This window comes from Pseudomonas sp. MWU16-30316 (genome assembly GCF_020515645.1).
Lineage (GTDB): Bacteria > Pseudomonadota > Gammaproteobacteria > Pseudomonadales > Pseudomonadaceae > Aquipseudomonas > Aquipseudomonas cerasi.
On sequence record NZ_JAIZAZ010000012.1, the window covers coordinates 13,033 to 35,988 of the forward strand.

Annotated in this window: 25 protein-coding genes, 3 pseudogenes and 1 riboswitch; of the genes and pseudogenes, 17 read left to right on the forward strand and 11 right to left on the reverse strand. The window is 55.7% G+C overall.

The window, feature by feature from the left end:
* The first annotated feature begins 2 nt into the window (after positions 1-2).
* From LCH65_RS25550 to LCH65_RS25565, 4 genes are read left to right on the forward strand one after another with little or no spacing between them, the layout of a single operon-like run.
* A complete protein-coding gene (locus tag LCH65_RS25550) occupies positions 3-473 on the forward strand; it encodes an arsenate reductase ArsC (protein ID WP_011267059.1) in 471 nt (156 codons plus the stop codon).
* Positions 473-1,207: an arsenical resistance protein ArsH gene (gene arsH, locus LCH65_RS25555; RefSeq protein WP_011267058.1), complete on the forward strand. Its 735-nt coding sequence runs from the start codon at positions 473-475 to the stop codon at positions 1,205-1,207. The genes LCH65_RS25550 and arsH overlap by 1 nt, the downstream gene beginning before the upstream one ends.
* Before the next feature lie 29 nt (positions 1,208-1,236).
* Positions 1,237-1,791, forward strand: coding sequence for an arsinothricin resistance N-acetyltransferase ArsN1 family B (locus tag LCH65_RS25560; protein ID WP_011267057.1), 555 nt, complete (start codon positions 1,237-1,239; stop codon positions 1,789-1,791).
* Positions 1,792-1,826: 35 nt separating this feature from the next.
* Entirely contained in the window at positions 1,827-2,288 is a 462-nt protein-coding gene (locus LCH65_RS25565; protein WP_011267056.1) for a DUF411 domain-containing protein, read from the forward strand.
* Positions 2,289-2,357: 69 nt separating this feature from the next.
* On the opposite strand, the gene LCH65_RS25570 is transcribed toward LCH65_RS25565, so the two are convergent.
* The 8 genes from LCH65_RS25570 to LCH65_RS25605 form a co-directional block, all read right to left on the reverse strand.
* Positions 2,358-3,737 carry a heavy metal sensor histidine kinase gene (locus LCH65_RS25570; RefSeq protein ID WP_017278811.1) on the reverse strand — a complete coding sequence of 460 codons (1,380 nt, stop codon included), beginning with the start codon at positions 3,735-3,737 and terminating at the stop codon, positions 2,358-2,360.
* On the reverse strand, positions 3,734-4,420 hold the full coding sequence (locus LCH65_RS25575; RefSeq protein ID WP_011267054.1) for a heavy metal response regulator transcription factor: 687 nt from the start codon (positions 4,418-4,420) through the stop codon (positions 3,734-3,736). The genes LCH65_RS25570 and LCH65_RS25575 overlap by 4 nt, the downstream gene beginning before the upstream one ends.
* Positions 4,421-4,475: 55 nt before the next feature.
* Entirely contained in the window at positions 4,476-5,408 is a 933-nt protein-coding gene (gene copD, locus LCH65_RS25580) for a copper homeostasis membrane protein CopD (RefSeq protein WP_011267053.1), read from the reverse strand.
* Positions 5,409-5,410: 2 nt separating this feature from the next.
* Positions 5,411-5,791 (reverse strand): copper resistance system chaperone CopC, encoded by a 381-nt coding sequence (copC, locus tag LCH65_RS25585; RefSeq protein ID WP_011267052.1) that lies wholly within the window; start codon positions 5,789-5,791, stop codon positions 5,411-5,413.
* Positions 5,792-5,855: 64 nt separating this feature from the next.
* Positions 5,856-6,737, reverse strand: coding sequence for a copper resistance protein B (locus LCH65_RS25590; RefSeq protein WP_226439930.1), 882 nt, complete (start codon positions 6,735-6,737; stop codon positions 5,856-5,858).
* 62 nt (positions 6,738-6,799) lie between these two features.
* On the reverse strand, positions 6,800-8,620 hold the full coding sequence (locus tag LCH65_RS25595; protein WP_011267050.1) for a copper resistance system multicopper oxidase: 1,821 nt from the start codon (positions 8,618-8,620) through the stop codon (positions 6,800-6,802).
* A 128-nt stretch (positions 8,621-8,748) separates the two neighbouring features.
* Positions 8,749-8,955, reverse strand: a complete 207-nt coding sequence (locus tag LCH65_RS25600) for a co-regulatory protein PtrA N-terminal domain-containing protein (protein WP_087672776.1) — start codon at positions 8,953-8,955, stop codon at positions 8,749-8,751.
* Between the two features lie 131 nt (positions 8,956-9,086).
* Complete coding sequence (locus tag LCH65_RS25605; RefSeq protein WP_011267049.1) at positions 9,087-10,049, reverse strand: tyrosine-type recombinase/integrase; 963 nt, start codon at positions 10,047-10,049, stop codon at positions 9,087-9,089.
* 275 nt (positions 10,050-10,324) lie between these two features.
* Here LCH65_RS25605 and LCH65_RS25610 point away from each other — a divergent pair, with 275 nt between their 5' ends.
* Entirely contained in the window at positions 10,325-11,944 is a 1,620-nt protein-coding gene (locus LCH65_RS25610) for a methyl-accepting chemotaxis protein (RefSeq protein WP_003425021.1), read from the forward strand.
* Between the two features lie 125 nt (positions 11,945-12,069).
* On the opposite strand, the pseudogene LCH65_RS25615 reads toward LCH65_RS25610, so the two are convergent.
* Positions 12,070-12,405, reverse strand: a pseudogene (locus tag LCH65_RS25615) (DUF1264 domain-containing protein); the annotation flags it as partial.
* A 222-nt stretch (positions 12,406-12,627) separates the two neighbouring features.
* On the opposite strand from LCH65_RS25615, the gene LCH65_RS25620 reads away from it, so the two are divergent.
* A complete protein-coding gene (locus LCH65_RS25620; RefSeq protein WP_003425025.1) occupies positions 12,628-12,852 on the forward strand; it encodes a DUF6555 family protein in 225 nt (74 codons plus the stop codon).
* An 87-nt stretch (positions 12,853-12,939) separates the two neighbouring features.
* Here LCH65_RS25620 and LCH65_RS25625 read toward each other — a convergent pair.
* Positions 12,940-13,148: pseudogene (locus LCH65_RS25625) on the reverse strand (hybrid sensor histidine kinase/response regulator); the annotation flags it as partial.
* Positions 13,149-13,811: 663 nt separating this feature from the next.
* Here LCH65_RS25625 and LCH65_RS25635 point away from each other — a divergent pair.
* The 10 genes and pseudogenes from LCH65_RS25635 to LCH65_RS25680 form a co-directional block, all read left to right on the forward strand.
* Positions 13,812-14,450, forward strand: a pseudogene (locus LCH65_RS25635) (arsenic resistance protein); the annotation flags it as partial.
* Between the two features lie 115 nt (positions 14,451-14,565).
* Positions 14,566-14,889: a DUF190 domain-containing protein gene (locus LCH65_RS25640; protein ID WP_003425054.1), complete on the forward strand. Its 324-nt coding sequence runs from the start codon at positions 14,566-14,568 to the stop codon at positions 14,887-14,889.
* Positions 14,890-14,984: 95 nt separating this feature from the next.
* Positions 14,985-15,057, forward strand: a riboswitch (Fluoride riboswitch).
* An 80-nt stretch (positions 15,058-15,137) separates the two neighbouring features.
* Positions 15,138-16,484 (forward strand): voltage-gated chloride channel family protein, encoded by a 1,347-nt coding sequence (locus LCH65_RS25645; RefSeq protein WP_011267047.1) that lies wholly within the window; start codon positions 15,138-15,140, stop codon positions 16,482-16,484.
* Positions 16,481-16,846, forward strand: a complete 366-nt coding sequence (locus LCH65_RS25650; protein WP_003317538.1) for a hypothetical protein — start codon at positions 16,481-16,483, stop codon at positions 16,844-16,846. The genes LCH65_RS25645 and LCH65_RS25650 overlap by 4 nt, the downstream gene beginning before the upstream one ends.
* 80 nt (positions 16,847-16,926) lie before the next feature.
* Positions 16,927-17,250: a DUF190 domain-containing protein gene (locus LCH65_RS25655; RefSeq protein ID WP_003425060.1), complete on the forward strand. Its 324-nt coding sequence runs from the start codon at positions 16,927-16,929 to the stop codon at positions 17,248-17,250.
* Positions 17,251-17,292: 42 nt separating this feature from the next.
* On the forward strand, positions 17,293-17,559 hold the full coding sequence (locus LCH65_RS25660; RefSeq protein WP_003317536.1) for a hypothetical protein: 267 nt from the start codon (positions 17,293-17,295) through the stop codon (positions 17,557-17,559).
* Positions 17,560-17,653: 94 nt separating this feature from the next.
* Positions 17,654-17,995, forward strand: a complete 342-nt coding sequence (locus LCH65_RS25665; RefSeq protein WP_226439928.1) for a hypothetical protein — start codon at positions 17,654-17,656, stop codon at positions 17,993-17,995.
* A 73-nt stretch (positions 17,996-18,068) separates the two neighbouring features.
* Positions 18,069-19,352: a phosphopyruvate hydratase gene (gene eno / locus LCH65_RS25670; RefSeq protein WP_003317534.1), complete on the forward strand. Its 1,284-nt coding sequence runs from the start codon at positions 18,069-18,071 to the stop codon at positions 19,350-19,352.
* A 115-nt stretch (positions 19,353-19,467) separates the two neighbouring features.
* Positions 19,468-20,013: an inorganic diphosphatase gene (gene ppa, locus LCH65_RS25675; protein WP_003317533.1), complete on the forward strand. Its 546-nt coding sequence runs from the start codon at positions 19,468-19,470 to the stop codon at positions 20,011-20,013.
* Complete coding sequence (locus LCH65_RS25680; protein ID WP_003317532.1) at positions 20,013-20,615, forward strand: uracil-DNA glycosylase; 603 nt, start codon at positions 20,013-20,015, stop codon at positions 20,613-20,615. The genes ppa and LCH65_RS25680 overlap by 1 nt, the downstream gene beginning before the upstream one ends.
* Before the next feature lie 8 nt (positions 20,616-20,623).
* Here the strand turns inward: LCH65_RS25680 and LCH65_RS25685 are convergent, their stop codons facing one another.
* Positions 20,624-21,793, reverse strand: coding sequence for a TDT family transporter (locus LCH65_RS25685; RefSeq protein WP_010428856.1), 1,170 nt, complete (start codon positions 21,791-21,793; stop codon positions 20,624-20,626).
* A 117-nt stretch (positions 21,794-21,910) separates the two neighbouring features.
* Between LCH65_RS25685 and LCH65_RS25690 the strand changes: the two genes are divergently transcribed.
* Positions 21,911-22,807 (forward strand): LysR family transcriptional regulator, encoded by an 897-nt coding sequence (locus tag LCH65_RS25690; protein WP_003317531.1) that lies wholly within the window; start codon positions 21,911-21,913, stop codon positions 22,805-22,807.
* The last annotated feature ends 149 nt before the right edge of the window (positions 22,808-22,956 follow it).

Consider the following 22,956-nt stretch of genomic DNA (forward strand, 5'->3'; position numbering starts at 1 on the left):
TAATGAAAGTTCTATTTATGTGTACCGCCAATAGCTGCCGGAGCGTGCTCTCTGAAGGCTTGTTCAACCACCTTGCGCCTGACGGAATGGTGGGCGTCAGCTCTGGCAGCTTTCCCAGCGGAAGTTTGAACCCCCGCGCAGTGAGTACCTTGCAAGGTCTAGGCGTGGATACTTCGGCGCTCTACAGCAAGGGATCGGAGAGTTTCCAGGAAAACCTGCCTGATATTGTCATCACTGTCTGCGACAAGGCCGGAGGCGAGCCATGCCCGGTATACTTCGGACCCGCCATCAAAAGCCACTGGGGCCTGTCCGACCCCTCGGACGTCGAGGGCAGCGATGAGGAGGTCCAGGCCGCGTTTGACGCCACCGTGGCGCATATTCGCCGGCGTTTCGACGCCTTCTTCGCACTTGACTTCAACGCGCTCGACTCCACGGAGCTGAAACGTGTCCTCGATGAGATAGGTGCACTGTGATGAACGATTCGGTGAAGACCGATCCGAGCGATTTTCCGAGCCTGGATGTATCGCTATTGAACATTCCTACCCAGGATCAACTCGCCAAGGGCGAGCCACCGACACACAGTCCAAGAATCCTGCTGCTCTACGGGTCCACTCGGGAGCGCTCCTTCAGCAGACTGCTGACCCAGGAAGCGGCTCGCATTCTGGAGCTCATGGGCGCGGAGACCGCGATCTTCGACCCTTCCGGTCTACCGCTGCCCGATGACGCACCGGTGGGGCATCCCAAGGTGCAGGAGCTAAGGAACCTAGTGATGTGGTCAGAAGGGCAGGTGTGGTGTTCCCCTGAACGCCATGGCTCGATGTCTGCGGTGTTCAAGGCGCAGATCGACTGGATTCCTTTGGCACTGGGCGCGGTACGTCCCTCACAAGGCAAGACCCTGGCGGTGATGCAGGTATGCGGAGGCTCGCAATCGTTCAACACGGTCAACCAGATGCGGGTGTTAGGCCGTTGGATGCGCATGGTCACAATCCCCAACCAATCCTCCGTACCCAAAGCTTTTCTGGAGTTCGATGAGACTGACCGCATGAAGCCGTCCAGCTACTACGACCGAGTGGTGGATGTCATGGAGGAGTTGATAAAATTCACCCTGCTGATTCGCGGCCGGGAGGAGTACCTGGTAAATCGCTACTCCGAGCGTAAGGAGAGCGCCGAAGCGCTTTCCCAGCGTGTGAATCAGCGGCCCAGTTAGGCGGGCTGTTAAACCACAAAGAGGTTGAAATGAGCGTCAGCAGCATGGTCAGGAGCGCGTCCCCTACCGACGCCGCTGCCATCCAGGGTATCTATGCCCCAATGGTGGAGCGCACTGCAATTTCCTTTGAGCTGGAACCGCCGACCGTTGAAGAGATGGCGCATCGCATCGAATCAACCCTGTCCAAATACCCGTACCTGGTTGCGGAGCGCGAGGGTCAAGTGGTGGGCTATGCCTACGCCAGCCAGCACAGAACCAGAGAAGCTTACCAATGGTCAGTGGACGTGACCGTGTATGTGGCTCCCCAAGCGCATCGTAGCGGCATCGCCCGCGTGCTGTACGCACGCCTGATTCCGATCCTGGAACGCCAGGGATTTCACACCGCTTATGCCGGTATCGCGCTCCCAAACGCGGGAAGCGTAGGGCTACATGAAGCGCTAGGTTTCGAGCACCTGGGCACCTATACCGAAGTCGGCTTCAAGCATGGCAAATGGCATGACGTCGGGTACTGGCGCAAGCGCTTGAACAGTGCAACACCCCCAGGGCCAATTGTTCCGTTTAGCCAGCTTATCGAGGCAAGGTAGGCTGGAAATCACTTCATTTTATAGAGTGGTCGCACATGAAATTTATAAGTCTTACTACCGCTGGACGGCGCGCGGTCGCAGCCATGGCACTGGCTGTCGCGTCAGTGGCACAAGCCGCTCCTGCGCACGTGATTGACGTTTACCGGGACCCCAATTGCGGATGCTGTTCCAAGTGGATTGCTTACCTGCGGGACAATGGCTTCACGGTTAATGACCATCTGGAAGAAAACATGAGCCCGGTGAAGGCCAAGCTGGGTGTGCCTGAGAAATTGATGTCGTGTCACACCGGTGTAGTGAACGGCAAGTTCATCGAGGGGCATGTCCCGGTCCAACAGATCGCTGAGCTTGAACGCCGGACTGACCTAATCGGCGTGGCGGCACCCGGCATGCCAATGGGCTCACCGGGCATGGAAACAGGGCACAAAAGCGCCTATCAGATCATCGGACTGAAAAAGACCGGCGAGCAGGAGGTGGTGGCTGACTACCCGGCGCAGTGACAACCGGTTTCATGTCCGCCAAGCCTGGGGGGCCTGGCTTAGCGGTGCCCAGGCTATCAGGCCGGCATGTCATGTTCGTGGGCCAGATGACCGCACGAAGGTGAGGATGAAGGTCGTTCGGCCCTCGTGGGATGTACACGAGATAGTACCGCCATGCGCTTGCATCAAGGACCGGGCAATCGCCAGCCCCAGCCCCGCATTCCCGGCGCCTTCGCGCCGCGCCGGATCAACCCGGTAGAACCGGTCAAAGATGCGGTCCAGGTGCTGCGGTGCTATTTCAGGGCCAGGATTTTCCAACCGAAGCTCTACCCTTCCTCCGTGATCGTGGATGCTGACCTTGATCGTCTCTCCGGACGGCGTATAGCGCAGGGCATTGGACAGCAGGTTCGACACGACACGGTCGATCATCACGCTGTCAGCGAAGATCGAGGCGTTGCCTGATGCTTGTAGCTGAATCCCCTTGTCCTCGGCCAGAAACTCGTAATAGCCGAACAGCTTGCTGATGACTGTTCTCAGATCCAGTTCAACAGCCTCGGGCACAATTAGCCCGTTATCAGACTTGGCCAGGAACAGCATGCCGTCGATGATACCCGAAAGACGATTGAGCTCTTCCAGATTGGAGCTCAGATTCTCTTCGTACACCTCGGGCGCACGCTTTTTGGCCAGGATCACCTCGGTGTGGGTCCGCAGGTTGCTGATCGGGGTACGAAGCTCGTGCGCAATGTCAGCAGAGAAATTCGATAGGCGCACAAAGGAATCGTCCAGGCGACCAAGCATGGAATTGAACGCGGTGATGAGCTCACGCAACTCATCCGGTACCGGCCCCAAGGGAATGCGTTCCTTCAGCGAGCCAGCGGACATTGAGGCGGCGGTCTGGGTCACCCTTGCCACCGGCCGCAGTCCGTTCTTGGCGACCAGCCACCCGAGGGCCGCGCTTAACGCGGTACTAGCCAATAGAACGCCCCAGAACCAGCGTTCAAGCATGGCAAAGAAGTGCATATGCGTGGTGACGTCCAGGACAAGCCACACGGTCAATGGTGGGCTGGCAGTGGGTAACGATACCGAGGCAGTCAATGCCCTAAACATGCGGCCTTTGTTTTCCCACTCCCAGACGCCATCGCGCTGGGTGGCCTGCGTGAGCGATGGCGCCGCTGATTGGGGAGGTTCTGCAAAAAAAGGCGTCCCATCCGTCTTCAGAAATACAGCGCTGAGGTCGGGATGGGCCCCAAGGAGGGTGTGCCAGCGCGCCTCGAGCAGGTCCGGGTTCGAGCCTGATTCAATGGCGATCTGGTTAATCGCTTCGAGCTTTTCTCCCAGTGTCTGCGCATCCAGGGCGCGGAAGTGGTGACGGCTCAGTTCGTTGAAGGCGACCCCCACGATGATAAGGACGACGGCGACCGCGACCACAAACAGAAGGCTTAAGCGCAGGGTGAGTGAGCCAGGCTTCATCCTTCGTCCTGCGCGTCTAGCATGTAACCCATTCCCCGGCAGGTATGCAGCAGTTTTGCCTCGAAGTCATCGTCAATCTTGGCCCTTAACCGCCGTATGGCCACTTCAATGACATTTGTGTCGCTGTCAAAATTCATGTCCCAGACTTGGGAAGCTATCAGCGATTTGGACAGCACCTCACCTTGCCGGCGCATCAGCAATTCCAGCAGTGCAAACTCTTTGGCCGTGAGGTCGATTCGCTTGCCGCCCCGGGTGGCTCGACGCTTGAGCAAATCCACCTGAAGGTCTCCGATTTGCAAGCTAGTTTGAACCGGGAGGTTGCTGCTGCCGCGCCGCAGTAGCGTTCGCACCCGTGCCAGCAATTCTGAAAAAGCAAATGGCTTAACCAGGTAATCATCGGCGCCCAGCTCCAGCCCCTTGACTCGGTCGTCTACCCCGTCGCGTGCGGTCAGAAACAGTACCGGTACGGATTGGCCAACGGTGCGAAGGCGTCTGATGACTTCCCAGCCATCGAGGCCTGGCATCATCACGTCGAGAATCAACAGGTCATAGGCTTCATTGAGCGCCTGGTCAACGGCATCTGTGCCTGTGACCACGCGGTCCACATTGAAGCCAGCCTCCCGCAGGCCTTGCTGCAGATAGATTCCAGTTTTAGGTTCGTCTTCGGCTACCAGCAGTTTCATGTTTGACCCTCCACGGCACCGGCCCAGTGTGACGGTAAAACAGGGCTAGGCACACTCACATCCCCGCTTCCATCTCAGGGGACAGCGTGCCAAGCCAGGCAATCAGGCCCAACACCACAACAGCAGCAGCCAACTCCAGAGCCATGCTATAGCGGATCGACCGAGCCGCTCGCGCGTATTGGCCGTGGTGGACCGCCCGTTCAAACGCCGGGCTCAGGATAAAGCGGTTAGCCGAGGCCAATCCGACCATCAGGCCAAACAGTGCCAGCTTGCCCAGCAGCAATACCCCGTAGGTGCTTTTCACCACGCCACTGACCTGGGGACCGACGATGAACAGATAGTTCACCACGCCCGTGATGACTATTAGCGCCACGATCACCGTGCCCGCCCGTTCGAAACCGGTGAGCGTGCGTGATAGCACCTGGACCGACTGTAGGGTTTCGACCTTGTTGGGCCGTAGCATCAGCGCAAAGGCCACCAGCGCGCCGAACCAGCCCCCGGACGACCACAGATGAAGGATGTCCGCACTGAAGTGCCAAAAGCGCCGGGAGTCTTCGTCCATGGCACCGTGGCCCATCCACGCTAAGGTAGCCAGGGCCACGCTTGCTAGCAGCGAAACCATCAGCAGGCTTGCCATAGGTATCCGAAGGTTGAAGGCGATGGCCACAGCCGCCCCCACCAGTGCGGACATACGGATGAGCCAGGCGGTGCCAAGCTCCGTCTGCGTCACCATCATCTTGACGTGAGGCACAGCCTCTAGCCATTCAGACGCACCGCTCATGGCTTTGGCCATGAGCACAATGGAGATAACCGACAGCAGCAGGCCGATCAAAACGGTCGTGCTCAGCAGGGGCCTGAAGGGCAACACGGCGCCCGAGCGGCGTTCTGCGCCGCGTAGGCTGTAGAGGCCAAAGAGGGCCAGCCCGAACAGCATCATCAAATCGGTATACAGCGCGAAACGAACTGCGATGCTGAGCGGATCTTCCATGTTTATTTGACCTTAAACGTCACGCTACCGGTAATCGGGTGGGTATCGGAAGACACTGCCCGCCAATCGACCTTGTAGGTGCCCGCCGTCAGAGGTGAGGCTGGGGTGATAATCATGGTCTTGGGGTCACCGCCACCTGACACCGCTGTTTTGACTCCCATCGGTGAGTGTTCCATGCCTGGCATCGCCGTCATGACCAGCTTCGCGCCGGAAAATTGGGTAACCAGGTTTTCGGAGAAATGCAGCTCAATCTTGCCAGGGGCCGCACCTTCACTGCCTTCAGCCGGAGTCGAAGAAACCAGCTTGGGGTGGGCTTGGGCCAGTGCGCTGACCAGCATCCCAGCGGCAAAGAGCGTGACGAAACGTGTGCGGTTCAACAACATGCGAACTCCTTACAGCTCAAAAAAGCCGTTCGTGGGCGTATCAGATTTTTCAGACTAGAGCGGCTCAGAACCACATACGCACACCCAGGACTAGACGGGCCTCGCTGCGGCCCTCGCCTTCCTCGCGGGCAAAGTCGGCTGTATTACCGTAGGAGCGGTTCCAGGTGACGCCAATGTACGGGGCAAACTCGCGGCGGATTTCGTAGCGCAGTCGTACGCCGACTTCGGTTTCAGACAGGCCAGAGCCGATGCCACGCTGAGGATCGCTCTGACCATAGAAATTAACCTCAGCCGTGGGCTGCAAAATCAGCCGGTTAGTTAGCAAAATGTCGTAGTCGCCTTCCAGCCTTAACCCGGTTTGGCCGCCTTCACCAACAAACGCAGTCGCTTCGGCTTCGAAGTTGTATAAGGCCAGGCCCTGAAGGCCAAATGCAGCCCAGGTTTGTGGCGAGCCTGGTTTGAAGTCTTGCCGGACGCCGCCGACCAGATCCCACCAAGGACTAATCGCATGGCCCCACAGCGCTTGCAGTTCGGCCGATTCGGTCTTGCCGTTGGTACGTTCACCCTCAGAGCGAATCCAGAGCCGGTCGATGTCACCACCCACCCAGCCGTTAACGTCCCAATTCAGTACGCTGCCGTTGTCGGCGTCCTGCCATTCGAGTTGGTCGAACAGCAGGAAGTAATTAGCTGCTTCGTCATGAACGGTGTGGCCTTTGGCACTTTGGTAGACCGCTGCCCGATTGGCATCGGTGACAGGCGCAATAGGCGTGCGGCTTTGGGTAGGTGCCGCAGGCTTGCTGGGGGCCATGGTCGTCATGTCCGAGTCCATGCCCTGCATCTGGCTATGGTCCATACCCTGCATTTTGGAATGATCCATGCCCTGCATCTGAGAATGGTCCATGCCAGGCATCACGGCCTCTGCCGCAAACGCGCCCCCTGGGAGCATTCCCAGGCCGGTGACCGCGAGCAGTGAGCAAACGTGGAGTCGATTCAAAACAGTCATTGGCTTCACTCCTCTACCCGAACTTCGCGGAACATACCCATCTCCATGTGGTAGAGCAGGTGACAGTGATAGGCCCAGCGCCCCAGGGCATCGGCGGTGACACGGTAGCTGCGCTTGGAGCCTGGCGGCATATCGATGGTGTGCTTGCGCACCCTGAAGTTTCCGTCCTCGTCCTCCAGGTCACTCCACATCCCATGCAGATGGATTGGGTGAGTCATCATCGTGTCGTTCACCAGCACGATTCTCACCCGCTCGCCGTATTTGAGTACCAGAGGTTGAGCGTCCGCGAATTTGATGCCATCAAACGACCAGGCAAATTTTTCCATGTGCCCCGTCAGGTGCAGCTCAATGGTCCGGCTCGGCTCACGCCCGTCTGGGTCTTCGAAGGTGCTTTTAAGGTCGGCATAGGTGAGCACCTTGCGCCCGTTATTACGCAGGCCTAGGCCAGGATCGTTCAGCTTGGCGGTGGGGCTCATGGCCTGCATGTCCACTAGCGGGTTGTTTTTCTCGCTGGCAGGGTGGCTCTGCATTACCATGCCGCCCATCGAATCATGGTCCATGCCCGGCATAGCGCCGTGGTCCATACCCTGCATGGTCGACATTTTGCTGTGGTCCATGGCGGGCATAGAATTGCCTCCCATGCTGCTCATGGTCTGCATGCCGTCGTCAGCACCCGAATCCATGCTGCCCATGCTGCCATGGTCCATACCACCCATTCCCATATCGTCCATCGTAACCAGCGGACGAGCATCAAGAGGGGGAACCTGGGCTACCAAGCCTTCCCGCACGGCCAGGGTGCCGCGAGCGTAGCCCGTGCGATCCATGGATTGAGCAAAGACCGTGTACGCTTCGGCAGTGGGCTCAACGATCACATCGAAGGTTTCGGCCACGGCGATGCGTAATTCATCGACCTTAACCGGGTTCACGTACTGGCCATCCGACGCTACCACGGTCATTTTCAGGCCTGGAATACGGATGTCGAAGTACGTCATAGCCGAGCCGTTGATGAACCGAAGGCGCACCTTTTCGCCAGGACGGAACAAGCCGGTCCAGTTCATATTGGGGGCCTGACCATTGAGCAGGTACGTGTAGGTGGCCCCGCTCACGTCCGCAAGGTCTGTGGGGTTCATCTTCATCTCGGCCCACATCTTGCGATCCGCGACGGTTGCGGCCCAGCCCTTATCAGCCACATCGTTGACGAAGTCACCGACTGTGCGCTTGTGGAAGTTGTAGTAATCGGACTGCTTTTTGAGGGTACGCATCAGCGCGACTGGATCTTCATCCGTCCAGTCCGTCAGCATCACCACATGTTCACTGTCGTACTTGAAAGGCTCGGGCTCTTTCGCCTCGATAACCAGAGGGCCATACACCCCTACCTGTTCCTGGAACCCGGAGTGGCTGTGGTACCAATACGTCCCGTTCTGTTGGAGCTTGAACTGGTAGACGTACACGCCACCCGGCTCGATGCCCGCAAAGCTCAGCCCTGGTACACCGTCCATGTTTGGCGGCAGGATGATGCCGTGCCAGTGTATGGAGGTTGCAGCGTCGAGTCGGTTGCGTACCCGGAGCGTGACCGTGTCACCCTCTTTCCAGCGCAGCAAGGGACCAGGCAGCCCGCCGTTGATCGCCATCGCTGTGCGACGTTTGCCGGTGATGTTTACCAGCATCTCGCCAATAGACAGGTCGTACTCCGTACCGCTCAACACGCTGAGCGCCGCCGAGCCGGACGCCGCCCAACTGGGCGAACGCCACAAGCCTAGCCCACCTAGCACGCCGGCAGCCGCGAGGCCTTTGACGAAAGTACGTCGAGAAGTTCTTGATTCCATACGCGCGGGTCCAGGTAGGCAAGGACGGCAACTAAGCCGTGTGCTGGGTTTAAGGAACTGTAGTGGACGATGTCACAGCATCGTAAGCGGCGCGATTACATTTCTGTAAGCTTGAACCCCCGGGTTGGTTAGCAACATGCCTTAGAGCTTTCAGCTTTTTTAGTATCTGCAGAAGCCAGTTGCGGCTCAGCTTTTTGCGCCTCAGCTTTTTTGTTTAGGGTTGTTTGTTGCGCATCCATCATTCGAGCGAACACACGGTCGGCACCACCTTCAGCAAAGGCGACTGAGGAGATACTGAATGCGAGGGTAAGGAGTACGGCTTTGGAAGGGTTCATAACGAGTTACCTTGTATTGGGAAGGCGGCACATGCCGCTGGGTCCAAGGTAACGAGTAGAGGCTTTCAGTTGGCTGAGTTGAGGGTTACAAAAAAGTCAGGTTGAGCATTAACCAAGCCGGCAAATGGCGGTTAATACTTCACTTTATAGGTGGGTGAATCCTCCGGCCGGTTCTCCCGGCGATCATAGATCTTGGTGGTGCTGATATTGGCATGGCCGAGCCAGGCCTGGACCTTGGCGATGTCGGCTTCATGCTCCAGTGCATTGGTAGCTGCGGTTGCTCTGAGTCCGTGGACCCCTAAGCCGTCGACCTCGATCCCGGCCTTCTTCGCATACGCCGCCACCACGGTATAGATGCCGTTAGCCGTGATGCCGGCGCCGGTCAGCTTGCCCCGCAGCGGCATGAACAATGGCACCTTCCTGTCCGCCAAATGATGCCCTGAGCTTTCCAGAAACAGGTGAATACGACCGGCCGCCACGGGGTGCAACGGCAGGTAACGTACCTTTCCGCCTTTGCCGTGGACCTTTAAATGCTGAATGCCGCGGCGCTCCTGGATGTCGCTCACCTGCAGCAGCGCTGCTTCTTCACGGCGCAGCCCGTGATAGAGAAGAACAGCCAATATCGCCCGGTCGCGCTGCCCTTTAAGTGTTGTTTCATCCGGCGCGTCGAGCAGCGCTTTAGCCTGGTGATCGCCCAGTGCCGGTGTCTTGCCTTCGTTGCTTTCTATCTTCGGTCGTTTTACACCATGCACGGGATTGCCGCCGGCGATCGCGTTGCTTTCCAGGAGGTGATCAAAGAGGCTGGCCAGCGCGGCCAATTTGCGCCGGATCGTGGCTCCGGCTAAGCCGCGATGCTCGAGCTGGGCACGCCAGGCCAGAACGTGTGATCGGGTCACGACGCGAAATTCATCGGCCGAAACCAATCCAACAAAACCGCAGAAGTCTTCCAGGTCATTTTGGTAGGCACGTCGGGTCCGAGGGTTGTCCAAGTTGGCAAACCACTCGACGGCGGCCGGAACTTGGGCCAGCGTCTGAAATTCGACCGAAGTGAGCCGACGGTGATCATTGTGATGGGCTTTCGTCAGTTCTTGCATGTCGTTCTCTCGATTGACCCGGTTGCGATCATTGGTCATGGATCTAGTCGCGAAAGCAACGTCAGTTGCGGTCGCTGGTCCTGAAACCGACAAACGGCAAAAATTGGTGATAACGTATTTCTTACATTGGTAAGTAACGGCCATAACCGACAATGGTACGCATGCGCCGCCGGGGGACGTGGTGTCAACGAGCTGACGAACAGCCATAATCCTTCACGATTTCTAGCCGATAGCTTCAAGACCAGGCCTCTGGCCATCTTGCAGTGGGAAGTCCTATGCGGCTCAGAAATATAAACCTCGCTCCACGCGCCACCTTGTTTTTTTCGGCCATCATTTTGCTGGTCGTGGTCTTGGGCGTCATCGCCATACTGCAGATGGGCAAGCTTCGCGATACGGAAAAGGATGTCGAACTGAATTGGCTACCCAGTATTCGGCAAACCGCGATGATGAACTCCACCGTCCTTCGCGTCCGGTTGGAGACCCAGCGGGCCGTTGCCGATCCTCAAACCGTTCAGCAGACCATCGTCAAATTTCCTGCCTACCGGAAAGCCATGAAGGATGCGGTCTATAACTATGAGACCCTCATTGCGAGTGACCAGGAGCGACAGTTGTTCTTGGCCGTGAAAAAGTCCTACGACGATTACGCAAGCCAACTGGATCTGCTGGAACCTTTGTTGAAGGCAGGCGACACCGCTTCGATTGTCAAACTCGTCGCTACCGGTATACGTCCCCTCACGAACCAAATGGAAACTCAGGTCGAGGAATTAACACAATTCAATAACAAAGGCGCTGCGCTTGCCGGTGTTCAAGCGACGCAAGTTTATGATTCAGGTCTTTACATCGTCATCGGCCTGATTATCTTCGTCGCGCTCCTGACTCTTTGTTTGGCAACTCTTCTAACCAAAACGATTACGTCGCCCATCGGGAGCGCCCTTAGCGTCGCCGAACGCATTGCCTCAAGCGATCTGACGAAGGAGGTTGAGGTAAGCGGTACCGACGAGGCAGGCAGGCTTTTGAGCGCGTTGGCCACGATGCAGCAGAACCTTCGAAGCACGATCATGCAGATCGCTGACTCCTCATCCCAACTGGCTGCCGCCTCGGAAGAAATGACCGCGGTGACTGAGCAATCCAGCCTTGGCCTGGTGTCGCAGAATGATGAAGTAAATCAGGCTGCAACTGCTGTCACCGAGATGAGCGCTGCAGTGGACGAGGTAGCACGCAATGCCGAATCAGCTTCCGAAGAGTCCAGGAAAGGTCAGGGCTATACGGAGGTTGGTTTGGAGCGTGTATCGCAGACGCTTAAGTCCATCGAAAAGCTGTCGAGCAACGTGCGCGACACCAGCGAGCAGATCACTGGCTTGTCCAATCGTGCACAGAACATTTCCAAAGTGGTTGAGGTGATCAGAGCCATTGCTGAGCAGACCAATCTGCTTGCGCTCAATGCCGCGATCGAGGCCGCTAGGGCGGGTGAACAAGGCCGAGGCTTCGCAGTCGTTGCTGACGAAGTTCGAGCCCTCGCTCACCGCACGCAAGTGTCTACGCAAGAAATTGAGCAGATGATTCAGGCCATTCAGAACGATTCTGACCAGGCCGTGAAGGCGATGGCCACCAGCAGAGAACTGGCTGCAGAATCCCTAAGCGTCGCAGGCGATGCCAGCAGTTCGCTTGACCAGATCGCGACAGCTATTACGGGCATCAACGAGCGTAACATTCTCATCGCCACCGCTTCGGAAGAACAGGCGCACGTCGCCCGGGAAGTCGATCGCAATCTGGTTAGCATTCGCGAGCTGGCCTCCCAAAGTTCTGCAGGTGCAAGCCAGACTGCAAGCGCTTGCAACGAGATGTCGAAGCTTGCGGTTAGTCTGAATCAGCTGGTCAATCGTTTCAAGGTTTAAGGTATTCACGTACGTCAGCGGACTCGTCCGATGTCCTTGGATATCGGACCTAGACTGTCGACTGTGCCTTGGCGATATACCGTCCTCCCTGAGCGTGAGCCTGCAGGGATTGCACAGTCTATTGGCTATTGGGTTGATCGGCTGTTTGTGTTTTGTGGGGTGGGTGACGTTGCGGGCCCGTGAAGATGTCCCGTAGGATCGTTGATCTGAATTGTCTTCCCATGCTGCCATCCATCCGCACCTGGATCTGCTTTGGGGATCTGAATATCGGCTCGTTGAGCTTTGATTGCCGACTTGACGATTCCCAAGCGTTGGTTGCGTTGTTGCTGCATTGCGGGATCAGCCTGGCCGTCAGCTGTGAACCCCATCATCAGTTGTGGAACACCTAGGGGAAGTGTTTTGTCTTGATCGGTGTGCCAGGTGTGCCACGTCTTGCCATGGGTATGAGCCAGTCGCTCCACCCGGTCAGCAATCTGAGTGACTCCACAGCAATTGAGCTTCATGGCCTGAAGATTGGTTGATAACAGATCGGGGATTCGCCACTTGCCTTTAGGCCTCAGTGTGGACTAAACACTATGCCGCCATTGCCGGAGCTGGTGAGGTGATTCAAAGAGACGGAACTTAGGAACTTGGGGATTTTCCGAATAAGGGAACTTCGTCACATTCCGGGAAAGGAATTGCCCATGCCACACTCCGCTCATTATCGAATCGAGTACGTGCACAATGGTGCCGACAAGAGCTTTTACGTCAGCGCGGAAATCATGAGCAATGCTGAGGCCTGGCACTGGGCTGCAGTGGATTCGGGGGTAGCGCAGATCCCGAAATATCGCCGAGACAGGGTCCAGATCGTTAGCAAGCCACTCGCCAAGCGGCACGGTATTGTCCAGGTGCAGTGGTCGCACGCTTAGTAGTCAGCTCAGTCTCGCATGGTGTATCAATGCACCATTAGAGCAAGCTGGCGGGCTTTGACGGCTGCACTGAACAAGAACGAATAGTCATCTGACCCCGTTGGGCCCCTCCAGCACTTGCCTCACCTTCTTAGCCAGATCGATGGGCACGTAAGATTTGGATAACATCAAAATCCCCCCGCATCCGTAGGCTCTAGCGAGTTTTCGGAATAACCAGTTTTCAGCGACACCTTTGGAGTGGGGTAAAAGCGCTTGGCTTCCCGGGCCAGCGTCACGCCTTTCATTCCACCAGGAATTGATCAGGTCGTAAGCGTCTGCCGAACACATCTTGTACCAGCCCGTTTGGTGTAGACGGACGCTCGAAACACCCTGTCGAGGCTATCGCGCTATTCGGTTTCGATGGCAGCTTGCTCCCCCTATGCTCTTGACTCGTCTAGGAGCAGCAACCAGAGCGAACCCCAGCAGCAGGTTCAAAAAGTGACTCAACAATCGTGCAGTCTGGAGTGTTCGAACCTAAGCATGTTGACTCACACATACCTGCCATTGAGAGCAGCTCTACCCGGATTTGCTGAAGCTTTGCTACCTTCGACTCTACTTCCGCTAGGTGCTTCTTGACCACCGAAAGCGCGTCAGCGCACGGACGATCAGCATCTGCTGCGAGCGCGATGAGTTCTCGGATATCTTCGAGCGGGAAACCCAATTCACGATTCTGCCGGATGAAGACGAGTCTTGATCGATGCTTTTCAGTATAGATTCGATGACGCCCAGTCGACCGCAGGGCGGGAGGTAAAAGGCCTATTTTCTCGTAGTAGCGAATCGTTTCAATGTGGCAACCCGTTGATTTCGACAGCGCCCCGATTCCTGACATGCAAACTCCCCAAGCATTTTCTTGAACCTGTAGCAGCTACAGATATTAACCTGTCTTCAGAAAATAATTTCACGCGCTTGAAGGGCATTTTGTGGACAGAGAACAGCTAGAGACTAACCAGATTCCCATTTACTTCGTCGCGGTCATTGTCGCGGCCCTCGGAGGCCTGCTCGCCCCCAATGCGTCTGAAGCATTAGGGTCGACGGTGACACCCACCATCGCAGTGCTGATGTACGCCATGTTTCTACAGATCCCGTTCTTGGATCTCCGTAATGGCCTCGCAAATAAGCGTTTCATGGCGGCGCTGCTCACAGCCAACTTCGTGGCCATCCCCTTGCTGGTTTGGGCATTGACGATGGGGATAACCAATCACCCGGCGATTTTGGTGGGTGCCCTGTTGGTCTTGCTGACGCCTTGTATCGACTATGTGGTGGTTTTTACCCATATCGGTAAAGGCGACTCCAAACTCACTCTGGCGGCCACCCCATTGCTTCTTTTGATGCAGCTTGTACTGCTGCCGGTGTACCTGACCTTCATGCTGGGTAACGACTCAACAGTGGTCATTTCTATAGGCCCATTTGTTGAGGCCTTTGTGATGCTGATCGCTTTGCCTTTGGTCTTAGCGGTAGCAACAGCTGCCGGGGCAAAGAGATCACGCATCGTTGAAAGCTGGAACAACGCATGGGCCTGGATGCCTGTACCGGCTATGGCGGCTGTATTGGTCGTGATGGGTAGGCTGCCCTGGGCGCTAGGCTCAGTTTCACTACACGTCGTGGGCTCGCTGGTAATGACGGCTGCCGGGCTTCTGTCCTATCAAATAATCAACACGCGCTGAGGAGAGGAACATGAAAGCTTTTCTGGTGACCTTCTTTACTCAACAGAATCGTCGCTATCAGGGAAAGATGCTCGGCGACTGGGTCGTTGATTTGGCGAAAGAAATGGGACTGCGGGGTGCGACTCTGTCCACAGGTATCGAAGGCTTTGGGCATACCGGCCGGCTGCATTCCTCGCATTTTTTTGAACTAGCGGATCAGCCTACCGAAATTCGTATGGCCATTACCGAGGACGAATCTGAACAGTTATTCAAGCGATTGGAGCTTGAAGATATCTCGTTGTTTTACATAAAAACCCCAGTTGAGCTGGGCTTCGTCGGAACAGAGGTCACCTAGTTTGGCCCTCTTTCGTAAGCGGTGACTCGAAGACGCCTTCGCTTGCCTCGTACTCCGAAACACGATTTTACATTTTGGACAGACCTAGCTAAGATCGGCGCATTGGAGATGGCATTCCTCCATTAACAAACCGCTGCGCCCGTAGCAGCTGATGATGCCTACAGAAACCTGATCAAACCAGGTCTGTAGGCGTTCGCGCTTAGAATCCCTTCTTTGGTCAGGCCCACTTATTTTTTGTGGCTGGCCAAATGTCTAAATTTCGACGACCTGAACAACTCGACTTACTGCCCTATATAGCGAAATGGCTTGCGCTTGCTGGTCTTGTAGCTCTTTTGGCAGGCTCTGCTTCTGCGTTATTCCTGCTTTCTTTGGATCATGCCACCCAGTGGCGAGAAACCCATCCCTGGGTAATCTGGCTCCTGCCAGTGGCCGGCTTTGCTGTGGGACTTGCATATCACTTGATAGGCAAACCCGTTGATGCCGGAAACAACCTGATCATCGATGAGATCCATGATCCTAAGAAGATCGTGCCTTTGCGCATGGTGCCGATGGTGCTGATCGGAACCGTGGTTTCCCACCTTTTTGGTGCATCTGTGGGACGTGAGGGGACGGCGGTGCAAATGGGCGGTGCCCTTGCCGATCAACTGACGCATGTCTTCCGTCTGCGCCGCGAAGACCGTCGGGTGATTCTCATGGCCGGTATCAGTGCTGGCTTTGCGTCCGTCTTCGGCACCCCTCTTGCCGGGGCTTTATTCGGACTTGAAGTATTGGCCATTGGACGTATGCGTTACGACGCGCTTTTCCCTTGCGTGGTTGCGGCAATCGTTGCTGACCAGGTGGGGCAAGCCTGGGGCGTGGTTCACACGCATTACGTCATTGGCGAAGTGGTTCCGGTGCAGCTGTGGAGCGTCATGGCTGTGGTGGCAGCTGGGATTGTCTTTGGCCTTACCGGCCTGCTATTCGCGACTGCGACCCACAAGCTCGGAGCCTTCGTTAAGCGGCTTATCACCTATTCACCATTAAGACCCTTCGCCGGCGGCCTGCTGATCGCAGTCGCAGTGTGGGCGCTCGGTAGTAACCATTACATCGACGTTGATAAGTACATCGGGCTAGGCATTCCGAGCATCGTCCAATCCTTTCAAATGCCAATGGCCCCTTGGGACTGGCTTGGAAAGATGGTGTTCACCGTTGTCTCCCTGGGGACTGGATTCAAGGGCGGCGAAGTCACACCGCTGTTTTACATCGGTGCCACCTTGGGGAATGCGCTGGCTCCCCTCTTGCACCTTCCCTTCGGCATGCTGGCTGGTATCGGCTTTGTCGCCGTCTTTGCCGGTGCAGCTAATACGCCACTGGCAACCATCGTTATGGCCATGGAGCTCTTCGGGCCCGAAATTGCTCCGCTTGCAGCCATTGCCTGTATCGCAAGTTACCTCGTATCCGGACACACCGGGATCTATCACGCCCAGCGCGTCGGCCACAGCAAGCATCACCGTCCTCTTCCGGAGGAAATCCGGCTCTCTGATATCAAGCAATTTCATGCTCAAAGTGAATCCGCCAGCGAGCGGAAAGTGACTCTTGCGGGGGAAGAGAAATGATTGAACATCACCAAGATCGCCTGACAGCTTTGCAACTCTATTTTCCTGGCGCTAGCCGGGCTCGCGTGACCAGCTTCTGGCACCACCTAAGCGCACCTGCACTAGCCCAGCACCTCCTTAAAGTTGCTCAAAAAGCAAGAATTGAGCAGGTCATGCTCAAGACGATTTCTGCAGGTTATTTGCCAGGCCATCGCATCTCCCATCATCACCCGGAGCTTGGCGATATGCGTCATCCCCAGTGTCTGGAATTGCTAGATACAGAGGACAAGCTGCGCGCATACCTGCGCGACCACGCTGACGAGTTACGCAAGGTGCGAGCAGTTCTTCTCTTATGTGAGTTACCGCTCACTGACGCGTCGTAATTCAGTTTGAAAACAGCTCGGAAATGAAGAGGTAAGGCCGACCGAAGCGTCGGTCACTCGCGACATTAGAGGATGTAGCTATGAACGGCTTTCAACTGACGTTTTTCACCGAACAGAGTACCAACTACCAGCACCTTCCACTGGGAGAGTGGTTGGTCGAGTTCGCCAAGCGAGAGGGCGCGTTGGGTGCGACGTTGGTGAGCGGTACAGAGGGGCTAGATCATTTGGGGCATTTGCATACGGCGCATTTCCTCGGCGGTGCCGACCATCCCGTCACGGTGACTATATCCACTGATGAAATTGGGTGCGACAGGTTGCTGGAGGCATTGGCCAAGGAGTCGTTTTCACTGAGCTATATCAAATTGCCCATCGAATACGGTCGAGTGGGCCAGGCGAAAAACTAAAAAACGCACCTTGTTGGACAACCGATAAAAAGGATAAACGCCATGTACCGAGTTTATAACCTACGTCCACAGCCAGCCCCCGCTAACTGGGCTCATGACAACAGGCAGCTCCTCGTAGGACTGGTTTTTTGGTCGCTTTTTCTGGCGGGCATCGCAGACAATCAAAAGATTTCGAGCGAGGGGTGGTACGTCGTCACCCCGCTCGAAGGCGCATTAGTCACGATGCGTATGCCCAGTGAAAAGTCCTGCAAGGCCGACGTAGCCCAGACCTGCGTACCGGGCTACGAGCTGAGAGCACAGCAACATTGAGCGCGATGGCGGTTGGCAATCCAAAGATGAGATCGCGAAATGGAGCTCACCGACGTCGGCTCATCAAAATCATTTTAGAGAATTGGGAGACCACATGAGCGCAGTGACGCTGAGCATCGTATTCGGGCTTGTGATGGGCAGGTTTTTCACAGGATCCGTCTATGAGTTCGCCGCGCTTTTCATCGTAAGCGTTGGAGTGTCCTTGCTGACCTTTCATCTGCTAAATCAAAGGCGCGTCAGGCTACAAGCCCAGACGGCGTATTGCTGCCCTGTAATGGTTGCTTCAAACCAAATGATGGAGCTTTTCCAGATGGCAAAAAGAGGGCAGTTCATGCCCTTGGTGGGAGAGATTCCTGAACTAATTATTGGAGGCTTCTTGGTTCCCGCAATTGCGGTGTCGGCAGTGCAGCTGTTCAGGATACTCATGGAGAGCTGACGTCCGACATAGAGGCCTCTCAACGGATTCAAATGGTTAATGACGCTCCCGAATCGTTACTTGGAGAAGATCAATGAAAACGCAAATCCAGGCCATTCATGCACGTGAAATTCTCGATTCACGCGGTAACCCTACCGTTGAAGTCGACGTCACCTTGGAGTGCGGCGCCATGGGCCGGGCTTCAGTACCGTCCGGTGCCTCTACAGGCGCTCACGAAGCAGTTGAGTTGCGTGACAAAGATACACAGCGGTACTCCGGCAAGGGAGTGTTAAAGGCCGTTAGCAATGTGAATACCGAAATACTTGAGTCTCTGAGGGGCATGAATGCGATTGACCAGGAACAAATTGATCATTTGATGATTAAGCTGGATGGAACCTCTGATAAATCCAGGCTTGGAGGAAACGCGATCTTGGGCGTGAGCCTCGCCGTTGCCAGAGCGGCGGCTTCTGCGCTGAACTTGCCCTTGTTCCAATATCTGGGCGGCGAGCAAGCAGCAAGAATGCCCGTCCCGATGTTCAATATTCTCAATGGCGGTGTTCACGCCAACTGGCAAGGCCCTGACTTTCAGGAATTCATGATTGCACCTACAGGGGCTGGCAGTTTCAAGGAAGCCTTGCGATGGGGCTCCGAGGTGTACCACGAGCTGAAAGCGGTGCTTAAGGACGCCGGCTATTCAACAGCGGTCGGAGATGAGGGCGGCTTTGCGCCGGCACTCAAGAAAAACTCAGACGCCATTGAGCTGATCATCAAGGCAATCGAGAGGGCTGGTTACACCCCTGGATCTCAGATCGAGATCGCTATCGATCCAGCATCCAGCGGCTTCTATGAAAACGGCCTTTACCATCTGCGCTCTGAGGGTCGTAAGGTCGATGCTCAAGAGCTGATTAATCTCTATTCCTCCTGGGTCGACAAGTATCCGATTGCGGTACTGGAAGATGGACTCGCGGAAGACGATTGGTCAGGCTGGAAGCTATTGAATGCAGCTCTGGGTGACCGGATCGAGTTGGTTGGAGATGACCTATTTGTCACCAATGTCGAACGGATTCAGCGAGGCATCACAGAAAACGTCGCCAATGCCGTATTGATCAAACCTAATCAAATCGGAACGCTGACTGAGACCAAAGCCGCCATCGAAATGGCCTATGGGGCAAATTGGGGGGCGATGGTTTCTCATCGTAGCGGGGAGACGGTGGACAGCTCCATCGCTGATCTGACTGTCGCGATGGGGACTGGCCATCTCAAGACAGGAGCTCCATGCCGGGGGGAGCGGGTCGAGAAATACAATCAGTTTCTGCGAATAGAAGAGGATCTTGGCAGCCGTGCGTTTTATGCAGGACATGATGCATTCGTGCGCTGACGGCCTATCGCCGGTAAACCTGTTGGACTGGTTACCGTAAAAAAACGAACCACGTATAGCTGTTGGCAAAAACGTCAGTGGCATTGGCCTTTCCTAGACGCTTGGAGATATGAGCATGAGCTACACGGATATTCCAGCTGGTAACGCGATCCCCGATGACTTCTTCACCGTTATCGAGATTCCTGCAAACCACTCGCCGATCAAGTACGAGGTGGACAAGCCAAGTGGACAGATCTTCGTTGATCGCTTCCTCAGCACGCCGATGTTCTACCCGGCTAACTACGGGTTCATTCCAAATACCTTGAGCGATGACGGCGATCCTTTGGACGTCCTCGTGATTTGCCCTTACCCGGTATCACCTGGCGTTGTCATCCGCAGTCGCCCAGTAGGTGTGATGTACATGACGGACGAAGCTGGTGCGGATGCCAAGGTAATCGCAGTGCCTCATGAAAAACTCAGCTCTATGTACAGCAATGTAAAGGAATGCTCTGACCTCCCTGCGTTACTCCTCGCACAGATTCAGCACTTCTTCGAAAACTACAAAGCGTTAGAGCCGGGTAAGTGGGTGAAAATGGGCCGCTGGGGGAGCGCAGACGAAGCGCGGGAAGATATTCGTAAATCGGTAGCGGCCTATAACCTGAAGAAGGAGGCTTCCAAGTAGTGTTACTCAATCAGAAAAGCGCAGAGCAGGAAATTTCTCTTAAGGTAAGAGAAGACTTTTTGCTGCTGCCGAAAACTGCTGAATTGACGCGCTGGGTAATGGCCCAGTCCACGGGCGAAAGAACATTACCGTATTTCGATCCACTGGATGGCGGCGTCTTCGCAAGGGTATTGATCTTGTTGGAATCGCCCGCTCGAACGGTCAGTCTTCCACGGTATGTCTCAAGAGACAATCCGGGGCCTGCACAACGCAACCTGAAAGGTTTCATTGAGCAGGTTGGACTGGCACGTCACAAAACCGTCCTTTGGAATTTGTACCCTTGGTTACCAGATCTCGATAAGCCCAAGGGTCCGCTCCGCAGAGCGCAAATTGAGGAAGGTATCGAGATGCTGATCACGCTACTGACGCTTTTCCCTGATCTCGTCACTATCGTGTTTGCCGGACGTGTTGCCCAGAAAGCCATACCGCGTGTTCGGCTCGCCTTCCCTAATTTTTCATTGCTGGAAATGCCACACCCAAGCCCCCTTTCCGTTTGCACTCACCCGAATGTTAGGCAGCGCATTTTGTCCACACTGCGTCACGCCAAACAGTCGATCAAGTAGCCAAAGGCTCAGGTTTTGCTCGCCTTGCTCAGCGAGTGGATACACGGCGAGACGAACAAGTTGCCGCGATAGGCACCAGCCAGGGTTTTAGCCGCGACGATCATCCACATGACAGTCAGCATCAACACCAGCACCACGCCAAAGAAGCTAAAGAACGTGAGGTGCAGCATAGAGCCCAATTTGAGGGTTGTTACGGCGTACACTCCCAGCGGAAAGGTGAAGCCCCACCAGCCGAGGTTGAAGGGAATGCCCTCCCTGAAGTAGCGCCCGGTAATTAGCAGCGCCAATACCATCCACCACAATCCCAGCCCCCAGAACAGCACACCACCGATCAAGCCAATGCCCTCGGCTACGCCGCCGATGCTTGCCATTCCATGGGCAGCAAAGATTGCTGGAGCATCGTTGCCCAGCAGCAACATCCCCAAAGCCCCGGTACCGATCGGCCCTAAAGACAGCCAGCTCGATGCTGCCATGCTTTCATGAGGTAGTTTGTGCAGAGCCATGCGCAGTAACAGGATCACCAGTATGCTCAAGGCGACGGGCACCGAGTAGGCCCACAGCACGTAGCTGGTGATGAGCATGGTGAACTGTGCGCTCGCATCAGCGAGGTGCGGAGCCAATAGACCGCCACTGGCGGCAGCCACCTCAGCCGCAACTACTGGCAGCAGCCATACCGCTGTCATCTGATCAATGCTGTGCTGCTGGCGAGTAAACATCATATACGGGATCAGCACCCCGCAGGCCAATGCCATGGTGACATCGATCCACCACAACACTTCGGCTAAAGCGACTACCCCACCCCCCCAGCGTGGCAAACCATAAAGGAGAAAACCGTTGATGATGGTCGCCAATCCCATGGGGATAGTTCCAAAAAACATCGATACAGTGGAGTGGCCGAAGATCTGTTTGGCCTCATCGAAGAACAATACCCAACGGCTCGCGTACATCAGCGTAAACAGGCAAAACAGCACGATATTAAAAAACCACAAGGCTTCCCCTAACGCTTTGGGCCACTGCGCAACAAAGGGCAGTTGGCCCAGAGCCAGCGCCAGAATCCCGGTGCCCATCGTGGCGGCGAACCAGTTGGGTGTGAACTGCCGGATCGCTTCTCGTGGATTGGACAAAGCCGCCAGTGGATGGCTGCCGCCCATTATAGCTGCGAGTCGTGTCTCACTCATTTTCGCGCTCCCGCTTCAGTGTGCCTTCGATATGACATGGTTGAAGTATAGCTTGATGGGAATAGCGGTAAAAACGGATAGTATAGGTTTATATGACCTATAAAGAAGGTAGATTACATGAAGCTAAGCCTACGCCAGCTACAAATTTTCTGCGCCGTCGCGCAGCACGGTAGCACCACCAGCGCCGCCATTTCGGTGTCACTGTCCCAATCTGCAACCAGCGCCGCACTGAACGAGTTGGAAAGCGCCTTGGATACCAGGCTGTTCGACCGTGTAGGCAAGCGTTTAGTGCTGAACGATAACGGCCATGCCTTACTGCCTCAAGCCAGAAGGATGCTTGAGAATGCACAACAGATAGAGGCCAGTTTCTTACCCGGCCATGCCGGGCTGAAGACACGCTTGCGGGTAGGATGCAGTACCACGATAGGCAATTATGTTCTGCCATTGATTCTCGGTGAGCTACGTCAATCAACACCACATTTGAGGGTCGATGTCGACATGGCCAACAGCATGGCTATCGCAAGAAGAGTCGCTGATTTCGAGATTGATATGGGCCTGATCGAGGGGCCTTGCCACCTGCCCGAACTCAGTGCCGAGCCTTGGCTAATTGATGAGTTGCTTATTGCCGCAGGCCAACGGCACCCCTTGGCACTAAAGCAGCAGGTCACACTTGATGATCTTCGTACCGCTGAATGGCTACTGCGCGAGCCAGGTTCTGGTACCCGTGAAGAAGTCGAACAATTGCTGCTGCGTCATTTGCACGATCTCGCCGAAACGCGCCAGATCGGCAGTTCAGAGGCCATCAAGCATACCCTCGCACAAGGCATCGGCATCAGTTGCCTGTCCCGCTGGGTCGTTCGGGATCTACTGGCCTCTGAAGTCTTGGTTGAACTGCCGCACGCGTTGCCTGCACTGACCCGACGTTTTTTTCTGATCCGTCACCGGGACAAATACATCTCGCCTGGGCTTGAGCGATTCTGGGAAAAATGCAGTCAATTCGTGAGCCAGGAGTAGCTAGACCTATTTATAAAACAGGTAAGAGCTACCAAAACAAGTTGTTTCCGGAATTTATCAACGACGCATAAAGTCAACTCATTGCCCTGCAGCGATGAACGAGTTGTATATGCCAAGGCGCGACTGGGTGCCTTGCTTACCCTATGAGG

What these genes read in the sequence shown, in the direction of transcription:
- LCH65_RS25665 (WP_226439928.1), top strand. Translation starts at nt 17,654, where the DNA reads ATGAGCGCAGTGACGCTGAGCATCGTATTCGGGCTTGTGATGGGCAGG.
- LCH65_RS25685 (WP_010428856.1), bottom strand. Translation starts at nt 21,793, where the DNA reads ATGAGTGAGACACGACTCGCAGCTATAATGGGCGGCAGCCATCCACTG.
- copD (WP_011267053.1), bottom strand. Translation starts at nt 5,408, where the DNA reads ATGGAAGATCCGCTCAGCATCGCAGTTCGTTTCGCGCTGTATACCGAT.
- LCH65_RS25595 (WP_011267050.1), bottom strand. Translation starts at nt 8,620, where the DNA reads ATGGAATCAAGAACTTCTCGACGTACTTTCGTCAAAGGCCTCGCGGCT.
- LCH65_RS25590 (WP_226439930.1), bottom strand. Translation starts at nt 6,737, where the DNA reads ATGCTCCCAGGGGGCGCGTTTGCGGCAGAGGCCGTGATGCCTGGCATG.
- LCH65_RS25645 (WP_011267047.1), top strand. Translation starts at nt 15,138, where the DNA reads ATGTCTAAATTTCGACGACCTGAACAACTCGACTTACTGCCCTATATA.
- LCH65_RS25600 (WP_087672776.1), bottom strand. Translation starts at nt 8,955, where the DNA reads ATGAACCCTTCCAAAGCCGTACTCCTTACCCTCGCATTCAGTATCTCC.
- LCH65_RS25550 (WP_011267059.1), top strand. Translation starts at nt 3, where the DNA reads ATGAAAGTTCTATTTATGTGTACCGCCAATAGCTGCCGGAGCGTGCTC.
- eno (WP_003317534.1), top strand. Translation starts at nt 18,069, where the DNA reads ATGAAAACGCAAATCCAGGCCATTCATGCACGTGAAATTCTCGATTCA.
- LCH65_RS25560 (WP_011267057.1), top strand. Translation starts at nt 1,237, where the DNA reads ATGAGCGTCAGCAGCATGGTCAGGAGCGCGTCCCCTACCGACGCCGCT.
- copC (WP_011267052.1), bottom strand. Translation starts at nt 5,791, where the DNA reads ATGTTGTTGAACCGCACACGTTTCGTCACGCTCTTTGCCGCTGGGATG.
- LCH65_RS25575 (WP_011267054.1), bottom strand. Translation starts at nt 4,420, where the DNA reads ATGAAACTGCTGGTAGCCGAAGACGAACCTAAAACTGGAATCTATCTG.
- LCH65_RS25610 (WP_003425021.1), top strand. Translation starts at nt 10,325, where the DNA reads ATGCGGCTCAGAAATATAAACCTCGCTCCACGCGCCACCTTGTTTTTT.
- LCH65_RS25690 (WP_003317531.1), top strand. Translation starts at nt 21,911, where the DNA reads ATGAAGCTAAGCCTACGCCAGCTACAAATTTTCTGCGCCGTCGCGCAG.
- ppa (WP_003317533.1), top strand. Translation starts at nt 19,468, where the DNA reads ATGAGCTACACGGATATTCCAGCTGGTAACGCGATCCCCGATGACTTC.
- LCH65_RS25655 (WP_003425060.1), top strand. Translation starts at nt 16,927, where the DNA reads ATGAACGGCTTTCAACTGACGTTTTTCACCGAACAGAGTACCAACTAC.
- LCH65_RS25570 (WP_017278811.1), bottom strand. Translation starts at nt 3,737, where the DNA reads ATGAAGCCTGGCTCACTCACCCTGCGCTTAAGCCTTCTGTTTGTGGTC.
- arsH (WP_011267058.1), top strand. Translation starts at nt 473, where the DNA reads ATGAACGATTCGGTGAAGACCGATCCGAGCGATTTTCCGAGCCTGGAT.
- LCH65_RS25660 (WP_003317536.1), top strand. Translation starts at nt 17,293, where the DNA reads ATGTACCGAGTTTATAACCTACGTCCACAGCCAGCCCCCGCTAACTGG.
- LCH65_RS25605 (WP_011267049.1), bottom strand. Translation starts at nt 10,049, where the DNA reads ATGCAAGAACTGACGAAAGCCCATCACAATGATCACCGTCGGCTCACT.
- LCH65_RS25620 (WP_003425025.1), top strand. Translation starts at nt 12,628, where the DNA reads ATGCCACACTCCGCTCATTATCGAATCGAGTACGTGCACAATGGTGCC.
- LCH65_RS25650 (WP_003317538.1), top strand. Translation starts at nt 16,481, where the DNA reads ATGATTGAACATCACCAAGATCGCCTGACAGCTTTGCAACTCTATTTT.
- LCH65_RS25640 (WP_003425054.1), top strand. Translation starts at nt 14,566, where the DNA reads ATGAAAGCTTTTCTGGTGACCTTCTTTACTCAACAGAATCGTCGCTAT.
- LCH65_RS25565 (WP_011267056.1), top strand. Translation starts at nt 1,827, where the DNA reads ATGAAATTTATAAGTCTTACTACCGCTGGACGGCGCGCGGTCGCAGCC.